Consider the following 15,024-nt stretch of genomic DNA (forward strand, 5'->3'; position numbering starts at 1 on the left):
TCAATCATTGTTGACGGGCGTGTATCCGACCGCGTTTGAAGACTTGTCAGCAAAAAGCGGTTCGCAGAGCGACGTGCATCACCGGTCAGAGAGTGCGGCGCGCCCCTCAAACCGCACCGGCTGCTCCCGTCCCCACATATCACGCTCTTGCAGGAATATTCACCGCCCTCTCGCTTGCCGGGCGGTGCATGCATGTATCCAGCCAGCGCATCACGTTTGTGAAATCGGCGAGACCCAAGACTTCTCCCGCTTCGTAGAAGCCGCCGAGATTGCGTATCCAGGGCCAGGCGGCAATGTCGGCGATGGTGTAATCGGCGCCAATGATGAACTCGCGGGTGTTCAAGTGCCGATCCAGAACTCCGAGCAGGCGCTTGACCTCGTCGCGGTAGCGCTCGAACGGGCGGCGGTCCTCATAGTCGCGGCCGGCGAACTTGTGAAAGAAGCCGAGCTGACCGGCCATCGGGCCAAGACCACCCATCTGCCACATCAGCCACTGCATGGTCTCGGCTCTCCGGGCCGGGTCCGCCGGAAGCAGCTTGCCGGATTTCTCGCCAAGATAAATCAGCATTGCACCGGACTCCCAAAGCGGCAGCGGCTTGCCGTCCGGGCCATTGGGGTCGATCATCGCCGGGATCTTGTTGTTGGGATTGAGCGACAGGAACTCCGGACTCGTCTGGTCATTGCTGGCGAAATCCACCAGATGCGCCTCATAGGCAAGGCCGGTTTCCTCCAGCATCGCCGACGCCTTGATGCCGTTCGGTGTCGGCAGGGAATAGAGCTGGATCCGGTCCGGATGCCGGGGCGGCCATTTGCGTGTGATCTGAAATTCGGACAAGTCGGACATGGATTTCCTCGGTAAAATGTTTCTTCAGGCTGTCGTTTCTTTCTGGCGGCTGGCGCCAGGATCCAGCTCACCGGACAGGGCGTCCCGGACGCCGGTTCAAACTATCGGCAAAATCCGATGATTGAAATTGTTGTGTCGCCGCCGACGCCATATAAGGTCCCGGAGATTTGCTTTTCCGGACAGGGCCTCTTCCAATCGCCCCCCGGAAAAACAGATCGATCTTATCGTGTTCCGCGACCCAACCATCAGGAGATGCCCATGGCGGATGACCATGAACAGAGGCTGGAACAGCTTGAAATCATGCTTGCCCACGCGACGCACACGATCGATGAACTCAACACCGTCGTCGTCGAACAAGACAAGAAAATCGAAAGGTTGACGCGACTTTTGGGCAACATGACCGATCAGGTGGAAGAACTCATGGAGAACGTCCTGCCCGGGCACCAGGGCGAAAAACCACCACATTACTGATCAGTTCTGAGACCCTCTACCCTCGCCGGGCGATCGGCGCCTTCTCCTTGAAGCATGTCGCGTTCGCTCCAGCTTCATTGCGCACTTCCCTGATCCCAAGCCCCGGCCCCGTGTTTTGATCCAGAGCATGGCACCCAGGCCGGGACGCGGTAGTCTGTGACTGGGTCTTGCACAGGTGCTTCATGCGATTGGGACGTTATCTGCTTCTGCTCTGCGCCTTCGGCGCGGTCATTGCCGGCGGTTACTGGTGGTCGGTCCGCCCACCGGAGGTGACCGTGATGCATCCCTTCAGGGGCCGGACCGCCGAGGTTGTCTACGCGACCGCCGTTGTCGAGCCGGTGCGTTGGGCGAAAGTCACCAGCATCGTGCGGGAACGGATCATCTCGCTTTGTGGCTGCGAAGGCATGAAAGTGACCAAGGGCGACGGGCTGGCGGAACTCGACAGCGGCGACGCCCGTGCGACGCTTGCCGAGCTGGAGGCCCGGCAGGACCTGGCCCGGTCCGAACGCGACCGCGCCGTTCAGCTTCTGGAACGGCGCGTGGTCAGCCAGCAGATCTATGACAGGGCGCAAAGCGAACTGATCCGTATCAACGCCATCATCGCCGCCCAGAAGGAACGCCTTCGGGACTATAGCATCGTCGCGCCGATGGATGGTGTGGTCCTCAGGCAGGACGGGTCGGTCGGGGAAGTGGCGGAGCCCGGAGAGATCCTGTTCTGGATCGGACAGCCGAAACCGCTGCAACTGGTTGCGGAGGTGAACGAAGAAGACATTCCCAAAGTGGTGGAAGGCCAGAAGGCGCTGATCCTGGCGGATGCCTTTCCGGACGAGGACCTGAGCGCGACCGTCGGACGGATCACGCCCAAGGGCGATCCTGTCCTGAAGAACTACCGGGTCTATCTCGACCTGCCGGAAGATACGCCCCTGCGCATCGGCATGACCGCGGAAATCAACATTGTCACACGCGAAAACGACAACAGCCTCCTGCTGCCCCCCGCCGCGTTCAACGGTTCGAAAGTGCAGACCGTGGACATGGAGAACCGGGTCGTCCTCTTTGACGTCAAGGCCGGCATCAGGGGAACCCGGGCCATCGAAATTCTTGACGGCCTCGCGGAGGACAGCCGCGTGGTGTTTCCCTATCGGAGCGACCTGACAGAGGGGCAGAAAGTCGTGCCGGAGGCCGGAGACGAGCGATGATGCTGCTGTTGCGGATCGCGGCTACCCATATCAGGAACCGGATGCGGCAGACGGTGGTCTCGGTTCTCGGGGTAGCGCTCGGCGTCGGGTTTTCGGTCGCCATGGCCAGCCTCATGGAAGGCTCCCAGCGCGATTTCACCGCAACCCTGATCGATGCCATACCGCATGTGGAGATCGTCGACGAACAGCGCGCGCCCGCCGAACAACCGGCCAGCACGGTCTATGATGCCGTCGCCTATTCCGGGTTGCGGCCGAAAGAGGACCTGCGCGGCATCCGCAATCCGACGGAAGCGCTGGCCGCACTCAGGGACTGGGTCGACGGCAAGCTGGCCCAACGGCTGAGCGGACAGGCGGTTCTGCGCTACAGCGGTCAGGACATCGGCATGACGCTGACGGGTGTCGACCCGAAGCGCGAACTCAGCGTGTCCAAGATCCGGGACGACATGCGCGAAGGCTCCTTCGAGGATCTGGGAACCACGGCGAACGGGCTTGTCATCGGCGACAAGGCGGCCGAACGGTTGGGGGCGGATGTCGGCGATACAGTGACGCTGACCTCGGCGGGCGGGGTCGCGAAACGATTCAAGATCGTCGGGCTGTTCCATACCGGCATCACGACAAGCGATGAAGGGCTCGCCTACGCGCCGCTGAAGGCGGTGCAGATCCTTCTGGAGAAGCCCGATGTCATCAACAGCATCGCCATACGGCTCGACACCATCGCCCAGGCCAAAGAGGTTGCCGCCCGCGCCGAACGGCAGCTTGGCTACAAGGCCGTGTCCTGGGAGGAGGCCAACGAGGGCCTGATGGAAGCGTTTTTCGTGCGAAACGTCATCATGTATACCGTCGTCGGCGCCATTCTGGTCGTTGCGGGTTTCGGCATCTTCAACATCGTGTCGACGATCGTCCACGAAAAGTCCCGCGACATCGCCATCCTCAAGTCGCTGGGATTTCCCGAATCCGATATCCAGCAGATCTTTGTCCTTGAAGGGCTCGTCATCGGCATTCTGGGAGCGCTGGCCGGGTCCGCGCTCGGCTTCGGGCTCTCCAGCTATATGGCGACCATCCGCTTCGAGTTCACCCAGGACGTGGAAATGACGCATCTGCCGATCTATTTTTCCTGGACCCATTACATCATCGCCTGCCTGCTCGCCCTCTTCTCCTCCGGGATCGCCGGCTATATCCCGGCGCGCAAGGCGGCCCGGCTCAATCCTGTCGACATCATCAGGGGAGCGACATGAGCCTTCCCGCCAGACGTCCCGCACAAGCAGCCACGACGCCGGCTCTTGTGGAAGCCAGAGACCTGACGCGCATTCTTCCGGCGGTGGTGCCGGTCACCCTCGTTCAGGACGTCAGCTTCAGGATCGGCAAATCGGAATTCGTGGCGATCACCGGACCGTCCGGGTCCGGCAAATCCTCTCTTCTCTATCTGCTCGGCCTGCTCGACCGGCCAACCTCGGGCAAGGTGTTCATCAGCGGTGCGCGGACGGACGACCTGTCCCCGGCGGAGATGGCGCACATGCGTCTGGAAAAACTCGGTTTCGTCTTCCAGTTCCATTTCCTGCTGCCCGAATTCACCACGCTGGAAAATGTGATGATCCCGATGCAGAAACTCGGCAAGCTGTCTGCCGGGGATCAGCTGGACCATGCAACGGCACTGCTTGCTGATCTCGGACTGGAGGACTTTCTGCACCGGCGTCCGGCCCAGCTTTCCGGCGGCCAGCGCCAGCGGGTGGCGGTCGCGCGGGCACTGGCAAATTCCCCGGACCTGATCCTGGCGGACGAACCGACCGGCAGTCTTGATTCCGTCGCGACGGAACAGGTCTTCGACAGCCTGCGGAAAATCGTCGAGACGCAGAAGACCACAGTGGTTGCGGTCACCCATGACATGGATCTTGCGGCCCGCATGGAACGGCGCATCCACCTGGTGGACGGCCGCATCGACTGGGACCGGCAACAGGGATGAACTCCTGATCCCGGCGGGTCTTTCAGCCTAAACCGGTTGTCTGTTTGCCAGCAGGGCACGCCAGGAGAGGCTATCCAGTGGCGGCGGGAATTCCACCAGACCCGTCTTCATCGGCTCCTTCGTCATTATCGAAGTCTTCCAAAACAGACGGAAGGACCGCGAGCAGAAGCAGCACCGTGACCGGAATGGCAAGGACCCAGAAGCCGAAGGAGCCGAACAGGAAACTGGCCAGCAGCCCGCCTACGGCGAAGGCGGATATAACCAGCGTCTGGTGGATGACAATATCCCGGCTGCCGGAGCGGCTTTCCGGGTGGGCGAAATAGTCGGCGAGACCCAGAACCAGCTTCAGCGAATTTCCCGTCATCATGGTGGTCGGCACGTGGTGGTTCAAAATGGTCAGCATGATCACGTTCTGAAGTGTCATGGCGATTGTCGACAGTCCGACCGCGACCATTGTGATCGGCGCAAGCGGCCCGGATGCGCTCGGATCGCCAAGCCCAGCGACCAGCATGAAGGCCGCCACGATGCAGGCTTCGAGCGCGAAGAGATGGCCGATGGCAACTTTCTTCCGGCGGATCAGCCGCGTCACGACGACATACCAGAACAGCGTGAAGACCAGAAATGTAGCCAGCACGAATACCTTGAGGAGTGCGTTTTCGCTCTGGTGAAACACTTCCACGCACAACACGACAAGCGTCCCGGAAATGAAGGCCGTGAAGGTGTGGAAGAGGCCGATTATGCAGACCACATCGACAAAGCAGGCGCAAAAGGCGAGCAGAACCGGCACAAGAGAATGGCTGCGATACGAGGTTGAATTTTCCGGCACGGGTCTCTTTGCTTTCGTTTCAAACCGGCTTTCGGATCTGCGGCCCATCCACCGTGGTTCCCTCCCAGAGAAGTGCCATGACTTGCCGAACTTGCCAAGAGCCCCTTGTCAGACGCCGGAAGTCATGACATAAGCGCCCCATCATCAAGAGAAGGGCTGGCGCCCTCGCCAACCTGCCTTACCGGGCAAGGTGGTTTCCGCAAACAGGGATGCGGCCGGACTGACCCTCAGGAGAGGCTGACCGGCAACTAAGCGGTTTACTTTCATGCGCCAGTCCTCCTCGGGCAACCGATGGAGGATTTTTTGTCTCAACAGCCTTTTGCCGGACGTGCGGCAGATCTGATCGCCGGCCATTCACCTTGTGAACCTGCCGATACGAAAATCTGGGAACAGGCAGCTGAAGACTGCGTCCTGGCGCGCATCAGGTCCATGCGTCTCATTGGCGGAATTCGGCGTCGCAAGGCCCCCCTGGCGCCAGAAGAACGGATCAGGCGTCTGACGGACTTGCTGCATCTCTGGGCCAATGGCTGCACCTGCGCCGTGGACGAGGACCTTGTTGCCGACATCGTCCACCGGCAGCGGGGGTAGTTCCGGTCAGATTTCTTTGGGCACCGGGCGCGGCTTGCCGCTGTCATCGACGGCGACCATGGTGAAGACCGCCTCGGTGACCTTTTCCCGATGACCGTATCGATGGCGCAGGGCCCAGCAGACCAGCTTGATCTCCATGGACGAGTTTCCGACGCGGATGACTTCGGCGTAGACACACAGAACGTCGCCGACATGGACGGGGCGAATGAATTTCATCTGGTCGACTGCGATGGTGACCACACGCCCCTGGGCTCTTTGTCCCGCGGCAATGCCGCCCGCCAGATCCATCTGCGACAGCACCCAGCCGCCGAAAATATCGCCGGAGGCGTTGGTGTCGGATGGCATCGCCATGGTCCGCAGTGTCAGTTCGCCGGTCGGCTTGTCTTCGCTCACGCCTGAACTCTCCATTTTGCAATTCGTCCTTGAAGACTAACGGCAGGCGTGAAGATCACAAGACTAGTCAGGTCATTCGGTGCAGCAGAAGTGCCATGATCCACAGCGAGAGGGGCACCGTTCAGTAGACCCCGCCAGAAACGTCCGCCAAAAAACGCAGGTTACCGGCTTGATCCGCCCCATTCGCTGGTTGTCACGGAAAGCTCGGGAGGCGGGGTGGCCGCTGCAAAACCGAAGGTCGCCAGCCAGAGGCTCTGGGCGATACGTTCGGCAATCATGATGATTTCGTCGGCAAGATCAGGGACAAAAAGCTCCCGCACGACCGGACGGAAGACTGTCAGCCATTCGCCGTAGTCGGAACTGACCAGTTCCTTTTGCTTCATATGGGCCGGAACGGGCTTTCCCTTGTAGGCTCCGTTCTTCAAAAGAACGGATTGCCAGAAGCTCTCCATCTTCACGAGATGCTCGTCCCATTTGCCTTCCAGGCGGCGCGAGAAGATCTCTCCAAGGCGCAGATGCTCGCGGATACAGCCGTAAAACGTTTGCACCATGACCCGAATGGAATCTTCGCTCACGCTTTCATAGCGCTGCAAACGATCACCCTCGCCGTCCACAGCGCGGTACCGGCGGGCGACGGGAGCGTCCTCGGATTTCGGACCGGAATTACGGGAAACCATGATCATCTCCAAACATTCATTTTGAATGCATCTTTTAAATCTCACATCGTCCCGTTAAAATCAACATATCAAATGAATGTTTAGTGGGCCCCGATATGCGCCTCAGCCAGGCTAGCGACTTCGCCCTGAGAATCCTGATGGCGACCGACCAGTCAGACGATCCGCAAACGGTGGGAGGACTGACCGAACAGCTGGGCCTTGCCCACTCCCACGTCATGAAGATCGTCGCCCATCTGGCGAAAGGCGGCTATCTGGAGACCACTCGAGGTCGCGGCGGCGGCATAAGGCTGGCGAAAGAGCCGGCCACCATCCGCATCGGCGATGTCGTCCGGCTGATGGAACCGGATCTCGGCGTGGTAGCCTGCCTGAAGCCCGAACCGACAACCTGCGTCTTCCTGCCCCGCTGCGCCCTGAAGGGCGCCATGGCACGGGCCGCGGAGGCGTTTATCGACAGCCTCAACACGCAGACGCTGGCAGGAATTTTGGTCGGAACGCAACCTGCCTCGTTTTCGCAGACGCAAGCCTAAAGTGTTGATGCCTGTTGCAGGAATTCCACCTGCTCCAGGCAGTAATAGCCGGAAATCCGGCTGATCGTGCCGGAGCGTTTCCAGTCGTTCAGCACGCGGCTGACATTTTCGCGCGCCGCCCCCGCCATATTGGCGATATCGGCCTGGCTGAGCTTGTAGTGGATCAGCACCCTGCCATTCTCCAGAGGCTTGCCGAAGGTTTCCGAAAGCTGCAGCAGTGCCTGGGCGACACGGCCCGGCAAAGGCAGGAAGGAGCGCGCCGCCAGCACATCGTTGGCATGGCGCAGGCGTTTGCCGACGATCGACAGCATATGCCGGTAGACTGCGGGATTCTCATCGGAAAATCTCTGGAAAGCGGCCTTGTCGATAAAGGCGACATGGGCCTCTTTCAGCGCAATCACCGTCGCCGAGCGCGGTCGGCCGTCAAGCAGCGCAAGCTCACCGACGAGATCGCCCGGGCCGAGGACGGCCAGAAGCTGCTCGTCGCCGTCAACCGACAGCAGGGAAACTTTCAGCGAGCCTTCGAGCACAGCGTAACAGCCGTTTCCCGGGTCGCCGTTTTCGAACAGGATTGTGCCTGCGGGAATTTTCATCGCTCTGGCGAGACGCGACAGGCCGACCGCCAATTCCGGATCAAGCCCCTCCAGCGAAAAGCTGTTTTTCAAAAAGTCCTTGATTTCCGTCACGCATTCCCCCTGCCAGCGAGTGTATCCGTTCATACCGTTCGGATATTAAAGCGCTTTGCATTCCTATTGAACCAATTGAGCGCAAAGCACTCTAGAGTACGGACCCTAACACAATGGTGTCGGGAACCTGCCACCGGACCCCGTTTCTCCCACCAAGAAAGCAGGCCGGCTTTTGCCTGCGGGCAGGTCCCAGACCGAAGACTGCCGGCAGCGCCGGTCGACACCGGACCGGCCTGGACCGGAAACCCCACATCAATCATAAAATGCACTTACCGCGATCCTGTGATGTTCATCACGTGCAATCAAGAGAAATATCCCTATATGGTTAGTCATGGAAGCGGGGTCGCCCCTCCCCCTTTCAGACCTCCACGAAAAACGGCTCTGTTCCCCGCAGAGCCGTTTTTTCGGTTCAGATCATAATTTCAGCGCCTTGTCCCGAGCTGTCTGCATCCCTCCCGCAATCGAGCCGCCGCCAGACGTCTTTGATCCCCGGATGATGATGCACGGCACTCACATCTCGATCCGGAAGGCCTCAAGGCGGCGAAGTTCATCGCGAAAACTGAGCGACGAGAGGGGCAGAGGCGGGCGACACGCGGTATATGCCTACAACCGCGCCATGGTGGGCAGAGCAGCCGATGGTGGGTTCTTCTCAAGATTTAAATGTGATCTCTTTTGAGCATTCCCGGAACTAACTGCGGACAAGCCTAGCAGCAGGTTTTCCTTCGCTTTCGGCAATTTTTACGCAAATCTCTGAAGCGGCGGCCTCTGGAGAAGTGATGTTTTGAACCGTGCATCCAAGGGATCTGAGATTACGTTCAACGGCGCGGTAAGTCTTTATCGTAAGATCGCCGAGCGGTTCCCGCCCATCGCGAGCAGCCTCTCTTTCGACAATTGTTTCAACAGGCGCCCAGATCGTGAAGAGATGAACTGGAGTTTCCGGAGGAAGCCATTGGCAAAATCTCGAGACTTTTTCCGCAGCATCAAAGACGTACTCGAAAATTATTCGCGGTGCTCCCATCCCCAGGTATGCCGACGTCAAAGAGGCCCCGGCGCGGTAGGTCGATCCGTGGCCAAGGTACTGACCGACATCGACTGGCGCGAACCATCGAATGGCATCGCCGGAAATATTTATCGTTCCTGGAAGCATCCTTGCCAGGTTAGCGGAAATGGTAGTTTTCCCCACTCCGGCCGGACCATTGATGATTACGACATGGGTCAATTCGAACTTCCGTTCAATCCCGCGACTATCTGCATCATGCTGGGGGAACTTCGCCGCCACGACAAGGCAGTGAGCCAGATCAACGACGGGACAAGCAATCACCGGAGGGTGTTAGTTCAGGAAGACATCCTTCTGGTCCAGCGTCTGGAAGAAACGGTTGCTGGACAGAACTTCGTACTGGCATTCCCGTATGGCAATCTTCCTGCGCGGCTCGTCCCGCCTCAGACGATCATCGGGCCGTCCGGGTATGGCGGCGACAAAACTGCGGTCCGTCATGCCGTCGAAATGATTGTGCAGAAGTTTATGCAGCTCTTCGGTGTCGCTCGTTTCCGGCAGGGGATCGGCCCTGGGCAGCATCTGAAGATTGCAGGACTTGGCAAGGTGATTGAGCCGCAAGCTCTTCAGACCCGGGCGCACCGGTGAAATCACCAGCGGCGGCACCTGGAAATCCGCATGATCGATGGCCTTGAAGACAATGCGCGCCAGTGCGGTTCTGGCCAGCAGGCCCTCACGCACCGCGACGAAGTCGGGTGGCCGCCCCATCAGGATGCTGTAGCGAACCAGTTGCGCATGGGCTTCCTCGAACAGCACTTCGTCCGGCAGCAATCTCACGAGCGCCCGGCGCTGGAGTTTTGCCCGGCTGAACATGCGCTCGCCATAGGCCTCCTGCATGCGCGCACTGACGGGAAACACCCGGTCGCCGCTGAAGGCCAGCGTCACGCCGAACAGCACTTTCTTGCCGACCTTCTCCGCGGTTTCCTGAAGCGGGCGGAATTCCCGTGGCCAGAGTTCGCTGGCAACAATCGCGCCCACGGCGCTCAGGCGGCCCATCTCGACCAGTTCGCGCAGCGCGCGATCGACCCCGAACGCAAGGCCGTAGTCCAAAGCTCCAAGTGTGATCCGCTTCATGAATTTCCGCAGGCGAGTCGGAGAGATCTGAAAATGCGATATCTTCCCTGCGGCATTCGCTGCAGGTTTGCAAGCCTCTTCTCAGGAAGACGACAGGTCTTTTGCCAGATTATCTGTGCCGGATCGGCTCGAAGACCGGACCGATCCGGTCCTCGACCCTGTAGACTACAAGGTCTTCCAGACGGACACCTTTCACTGTGCGCTCCAGCTCCGCGATCTTCTCAACGACCGCGAATGATTTCTCAAGATCGCCTGCCTTGTCGCGCCGTGCCTCGGCCACATAGAGCCCCGGGTTTGCGAACAAGGTCTCTTCAGGTTCCGGCTGCCTCAGATAGCGGATGCGCTCGGTGAGCTGGAACACCGGCAGCCCGTCCTTCAGGAGAAAGTCCAACTGGCCGTTGAGCCCGTAGCTGGTCGTGGCGACAAAGGCTGCGTTTTCCCGTTCGGCGATCTCATCGAGCTTCCGGCCTATTTCAGGCCAGCCGCGCAGCTGGAAGGTCGGATCCTTGCGGGCGAACTGCCCGGTGAGCGGCCACACGGCATGGATCTGCAGCAGGACCGCAAGCAGCACACCAAGGACCACGCCGCCGCCCGCGATCCCCCGCCAGACAGATCTGCCCTGCGGGAGCCCTGCCACAAAGACAGCGGCCATCATCGCGAAGGCCGGAAACAGCGGTGCCGGCCAGTTGGCCTGAACGCGGGCATGCAGCGCGTGGTAAAGCAGATAAAGAAGGAACGGCAGTGTTGTGAGCAGAACCAGGGAAGCTGCGTTCTGCCTTCTGCGCAGGGCTCCGAACAGTCGTACCGCGCCGAATATAGCCGGGATCGCGATCAGCGGATTGATCAGGCCGATCAGCGCACCGAGAAACTCGAAAATGTATTTCGCCGTGTAGCCGCCATTGCCCGCCCGGCCGAACTGCTTGTAAAAGCTGGCCCATTCGTGGGCGTGGTTCCAGTAGAGAACCGGCGAGAAGCACAAAAGCGCGATCAGGCCACCGGCCCAGAGCTGCCAGCTACACCACCAGCGCCGCGCCTCCGGCACCCAGCACAACCACAACACTATTCCCGCACCGAGGAAGAGAACGGAATATTTGGACAGCAGGCCGCACCCCGCCATGAGGCCCGCCAGAAGCCACCAGTTGGCGTTTCTGGAGACGGAGAGTTCGGCCAGTGCCCAAAGACTGAGGCCCCAGAAGAAGACGGACGGTGCGTCGGGGGTCGCCAGAATGCCGCCGATGCCGACGAGAAGACTGGCGTTGAGAAACAGCACCGCCCAGCCGGCGGCCCTTCGATCGAACAGAATGGCGGCAGTGCGCCACAGGGCCAGAGAGCCGATCACACCGGAGACAATCACCAGCACCCGCACAGCGAACAGCGTGTCACCGAAAACGGCCTGTCCGGCCGCAATCCACCAGCCGATCATCGGAGGATGATCGAAATAGCTCAGCGCCGGATAAAGCCCCCAGAGCCGATAATAGGCTTCATCCTCGACGAAATGGGCATTGCCGGCCGCAAAGAGTTTCACGGCGGTCAGCAGGCCGACGATAATGATCAGGCCAGCCGGCCGCAGCACCGGCGGCAGGTCTTGCGTCTTTGCCAAATCGCTCACGTTGCCTCTTTTACGTCTTCCGCCAGGTCAGGGCGGAGCTGGCGGCATAATTCCAGACAGCTCCCATGATCGCACCGGCAGTGCCGGCGAACCACCAGTAGGCCGGATCGGCGTAGACCAGATTGGCAACGCCGACGTTCGCCAGCACGCCGACCGAGCACACGGCATAGAAGGTGAGAAGGCCGATCAGCATTCGCACGCCATGCAGGCGGCGGTCGCGATAAGTGAGCTGGTTGTTCAGGAAGAAGTTCGAGGTCATGGCGACGAAGGATGCCGCGGTCTGTCCGAAATTGAAATCCATCCCCGAGAGAAGGAATACACGCAGCGCGGCCAGATGCACGATAAGCCCGCTGGCACCGACAAGACCGAACATCAGAAACCGTACGGAGACGACATCGCCGAAATACTTGGCGAGCAGCAGGCCGAAATAATCCAGGGTGACCAGACTATCGAGCTTGCTTTCGCCATGTTGGCGCTCGCGGAATGTAAACGGCAGTTCCTGGATCTTCAGAGCCCCGCCCGCACTGGAAACGAGATCGAGCAGGATCTTGAAACCCTGCGGCGACAGTTTCGGCGCGAGTGCTTCCGCTTTTTCGCGGCGGATCATGAAGAAGCCACTCATCGGGTCCTTCAAGGTGACGTTGAGCAACTTCTGGGCCAGCCCGTTGGCAACGTCGGAGGCCCAGGCGCGGAGGGTGGAAAGCCCCTCACCCGCGGTTCCACCTTCGACCTTGCGGCTGGCGACCACCAGATCGGCGTCCGAGGCCCGCAATTCGGCCAGCATCTTTGGCAGCATGGTTTCATCGTGCTGCAGGTCCGCGTCCATCACCGCGACATAGGGAGCCGAGGAAGCCAGGATACCTTCCACGCAAGCGCCGGAAAGACCTCTGCGGCCAATGCGGCGAATGACCCGCACACGCGGATCGCTCAGGGCAATGGTACGGGCAACTTCAGTAGTGCCGTCCGGAGAATTGTCATCGACGACAATAGCCTCCCAGGCGATGCCGGCAAGGGCGGTGTCTAGCAGCCCGACAAGGATCGGGATATTGGCGGCTTCGTTGAAACTCGGAAGGATAACGCTGAGTTCGGCAGCTTTTGCCACCGGCCCCCGGCCGGCCGGTATTCCGCTGTCTCCTGCATCCATCTCCGCCATACGCACCGCTTCGTCCATTGCCAACCCTTGTCCGTTCCGCTTGCAGCCGGTCCAGGTTTCTCCGCCGCAATTCGCGCGGACCATAGCCTGCCTGATCTTAAATACAAGAAAACACCGGGTCCTTTTAATCCGAACTGTGATGCAAACAAGGCACCGGTTCCGCTTTCGGCGTTGCATTCCCGGTCCAGGCATCAAAAACCCGCCTCGTCCGGCCCGTTTCTTCCCGCCCCGGTCTTGAGCCGGGGCCACTGCAAATCGGCGTAGGGGTCCCGGCTCAAGGCCGGGACAGCTCCGGAGGGGGATACGGGGAAAGCAGCCGCCCCTGCTTCACCTCCTTGCTCTCAGCCCCTGTTTCGTCTAGGAAAACCGCAACATGCACACTGCCGGACGCCCGATCCTTTTTCGCGCGCGCACGGCATGGAACCCGCCAGGACCTGTTAGACTTCATGGCCAAAAAACCGAACAAGCTGAAGGCGCGCCTGCCGCGCGGCTTCGTAGACCGCTCTGCCGAGGACATCCGCGCCACCGATGAGATGCTTTCGCAGATCCGCGCCGTTTACGAGCAATACGGCTTCGACCCCGTGGAAACGCCGGCCTTCGAATATACCGACTGCCTTGGCAAGTTCCTGCCAGACACCGACCGCCCGAACGCGGGTGTCTTTTCCGTGCAGGACGACGACGAGCAGTGGATGAGCCTGCGCTACGACCTGACGGCGCCGCTCGCCCGTCATGTGTCGGAGAACATCAACGAGATCCAGCTTCCCTATCGCACCTACCGTGCCGGATGGGTGTTCCGCAATGAAAAGCCGGGACCCGGCCGCTTCCGCCAGTTCATGCAGTTCGACGCCGACACGGTCGGCGCGCCGGGTGTCCAGGCGGATGCCGAAATGTGCATGATGATGGCCGACACCATGGAGGCCCTCGGCATTCCGCGCGGGCAGTATGTGATCCGGGTGAACAATCGCAAGGTTCTGGATGGCGTTCTGGAATCAATTGGTCTTGGCGGTGAGGAGAACGACGAGCGTCGGCTAACAGTTCTCAGAGCTATCGACAAGCTGGACAAGTTCGGCATTGAGGGCGTGCGGTTACTGCTGGGTGAAGGTCGCAAAGATGACAGCGGCGACTTCACTAAGGGCGCTGGGCTTGGTAAAGATCAAGCAGAGTTCGTATTATCTGTTGTTATGAATGAACGCTTCGTCGAAGGCGAAGAAGAGATGGCATTGGATCAAGCCAACAGGAAAACTCCCGGATTTTCTGAAGGTTTCGCCGAATTAGATCTAATTCGAGATGTCATCAGCTCCTGCGGCTACGGCGAAGACCGCATCAAGATCGATCCCTCCGTCGTCCGTGGCCTGGAATATTACACCGGCCCCGTCTACGAGGCAGAACTCCTGTTCGACGTGACCAATGAAAAGGGCGAAGTGGTCCAGTTCGGCTCCGTCGGTGGCGGTGGACGCTATGACGGGCTGGTCAAGCGCTTCACGGGCCGCGACGTTCCCGCCACCGGCTTTTCCATCGGCGTTTCGCGCCTGATGACGGCGTTGAAGAACCTCGGCAAGCTGAACACGTCCGACGTGAGCGCGCCGGTGCTGGTCACCGTCATGGACGGCGACGTGGAGGCGCTCGGCCGCTACCAGAAAATGGCGCAGGACCTGCGCAATGCAGGCATCCGGGCGGAGATGTACCAGGGCAACTGGAAGAAGTTCGGAAATCAGCTCAAATACGCCGACCGGCGCGACTGCCCGATCGCGATCATTCAGGGATCGGACGAGCGGGACGCCGGCGAGATTCAGATCAAGGATCTGATCGAGGGCAAACGCCTGTCCGAGGAAATCACCGACAACATCACCTGGCGCGAAAGCCGTCCGGCGCAGATCACCGTCAAGGAAGCGGACCTGCTGACGGCGGTCAAGGGCATTCTGGAGAGCCACGCCGAGGACCGCAAACGGGCGAGTGAGGGCTGAGC

16 protein-coding genes and 1 riboswitch are annotated in these 15,024 nt (G+C 60.2%); of the genes, 7 read left to right on the forward strand and 9 right to left on the reverse strand.

The annotated features are described in order from the left end of the window. Positions 1-139: 139 nt before the first annotated feature. Positions 140-844 (reverse strand): glutathione binding-like protein, encoded by a 705-nt coding sequence (locus OA90_RS04030; RefSeq protein WP_068407460.1) that lies wholly within the window; start codon positions 842-844, stop codon positions 140-142. A 258-nt stretch (positions 845-1,102) separates the two neighbouring features. On the opposite strand from OA90_RS04030, the gene OA90_RS04035 reads away from it, so the two are divergent. The 4 genes from OA90_RS04035 (at position 1,103) to OA90_RS04050 (ending at position 4,471) form a co-directional block, all read left to right on the forward strand. After that, positions 1,103-1,315, forward strand: coding sequence for a SlyX family protein (locus tag OA90_RS04035; RefSeq protein WP_068407900.1), 213 nt, complete (start codon positions 1,103-1,105; stop codon positions 1,313-1,315). 182 nt (positions 1,316-1,497) lie between these two features. Next, positions 1,498-2,511 (forward strand): efflux RND transporter periplasmic adaptor subunit, encoded by a 1,014-nt coding sequence (locus OA90_RS04040; protein WP_068407463.1) that lies wholly within the window; start codon positions 1,498-1,500, stop codon positions 2,509-2,511. Next, positions 2,508-3,746, forward strand: coding sequence for an ABC transporter permease (locus tag OA90_RS04045; RefSeq protein WP_068407466.1), 1,239 nt, complete (start codon positions 2,508-2,510; stop codon positions 3,744-3,746). The genes OA90_RS04040 and OA90_RS04045 overlap by 4 nt, the downstream gene beginning before the upstream one ends. Then, positions 3,743-4,471, forward strand: coding sequence for an ABC transporter ATP-binding protein (locus OA90_RS04050; RefSeq protein ID WP_068407469.1), 729 nt, complete (start codon positions 3,743-3,745; stop codon positions 4,469-4,471). Before OA90_RS04045 ends, OA90_RS04050 begins: the two co-directional genes overlap by 4 nt. A gap of 70 nt (positions 4,472-4,541) precedes the next feature. Here the strand turns inward: OA90_RS04050 and OA90_RS04055 are convergent, their stop codons facing one another. Then, positions 4,542-5,345: a YoaK family protein gene (locus OA90_RS04055; protein ID WP_068407472.1), complete on the reverse strand. Its 804-nt coding sequence runs from the start codon at positions 5,343-5,345 to the stop codon at positions 4,542-4,544. Positions 5,346-5,433: 88 nt separating this feature from the next. Next, a riboswitch (SAM-I-IV-variant riboswitch) is annotated at positions 5,434-5,559 on the forward strand. A gap of 41 nt (positions 5,560-5,600) precedes the next feature. Here OA90_RS04055 and OA90_RS04060 point away from each other — a divergent pair. Further along, positions 5,601-5,885 carry a hypothetical protein gene (locus tag OA90_RS04060; protein WP_156510376.1) on the forward strand — a complete coding sequence of 95 codons (285 nt, stop codon included), beginning with the start codon at positions 5,601-5,603 and terminating at the stop codon, positions 5,883-5,885. 6 nt (positions 5,886-5,891) lie between these two features. On the opposite strand, the gene OA90_RS04065 is transcribed toward OA90_RS04060, so the two are convergent. After that, positions 5,892-6,236, reverse strand: coding sequence for an acyl-CoA thioesterase (locus OA90_RS04065; RefSeq protein WP_244274536.1), 345 nt, complete (start codon positions 6,234-6,236; stop codon positions 5,892-5,894). A 203-nt stretch (positions 6,237-6,439) separates the two neighbouring features. After that, entirely contained in the window at positions 6,440-6,955 is a 516-nt protein-coding gene (locus tag OA90_RS04070) for a group III truncated hemoglobin (protein WP_199823597.1), read from the reverse strand. Positions 6,956-7,050: 95 nt separating this feature from the next. Here OA90_RS04070 and OA90_RS04075 point away from each other — a divergent pair, with 95 nt between their 5' ends. Then, a complete protein-coding gene (locus tag OA90_RS04075) occupies positions 7,051-7,482 on the forward strand; it encodes an Rrf2 family transcriptional regulator (RefSeq protein WP_068407482.1) in 432 nt (143 codons plus the stop codon). On the opposite strand, the gene OA90_RS04080 is transcribed toward OA90_RS04075, so the two are convergent. From OA90_RS04080 to OA90_RS04100, 5 genes are all read right to left on the reverse strand, one after another. Further along, the gene (locus OA90_RS04080) at positions 7,479-8,168 is read right to left on the reverse strand and encodes a Crp/Fnr family transcriptional regulator (RefSeq protein ID WP_068407910.1); all 690 of its coding nucleotides are present in this window, start codon (positions 8,166-8,168) and stop codon (positions 7,479-7,481) included. The two genes, OA90_RS04075 and OA90_RS04080, sit on opposite strands and share 4 nt — an antisense overlap. 688 nt (positions 8,169-8,856) lie before the next feature. Beyond that, the gene (locus tag OA90_RS04085; protein WP_199823598.1) at positions 8,857-9,387 is read right to left on the reverse strand and encodes an AAA family ATPase; all 531 of its coding nucleotides are present in this window, start codon (positions 9,385-9,387) and stop codon (positions 8,857-8,859) included. Between the two features lie 111 nt (positions 9,388-9,498). Next, positions 9,499-10,296 carry a ChbG/HpnK family deacetylase gene (locus tag OA90_RS04090; protein WP_068407489.1) on the reverse strand — a complete coding sequence of 266 codons (798 nt, stop codon included), beginning with the start codon at positions 10,294-10,296 and terminating at the stop codon, positions 9,499-9,501. 109 nt (positions 10,297-10,405) lie between these two features. After that, positions 10,406-11,905, reverse strand: a complete 1,500-nt coding sequence (locus tag OA90_RS04095; protein ID WP_068407492.1) for a glycosyltransferase family 39 protein — start codon at positions 11,903-11,905, stop codon at positions 10,406-10,408. A 10-nt stretch (positions 11,906-11,915) separates the two neighbouring features. Further along, a complete protein-coding gene (locus OA90_RS04100) occupies positions 11,916-13,049 on the reverse strand; it encodes a glycosyltransferase family 2 protein (RefSeq protein WP_068407913.1) in 1,134 nt (377 codons plus the stop codon). 455 nt (positions 13,050-13,504) lie between these two features. On the opposite strand from OA90_RS04100, the gene hisS reads away from it, so the two are divergent. Then, positions 13,505-15,022 (forward strand): histidine--tRNA ligase, encoded by a 1,518-nt coding sequence (hisS, locus tag OA90_RS04105; RefSeq protein WP_068407495.1) that lies wholly within the window; start codon positions 13,505-13,507, stop codon positions 15,020-15,022. Positions 15,023-15,024: the final 2 nt, after the last annotated feature.

The organism is Labrenzia sp. OB1 (assembly GCF_001624695.1).
Classification (GTDB): Bacteria; Pseudomonadota; Alphaproteobacteria; order Rhizobiales; family Stappiaceae; genus Roseibium.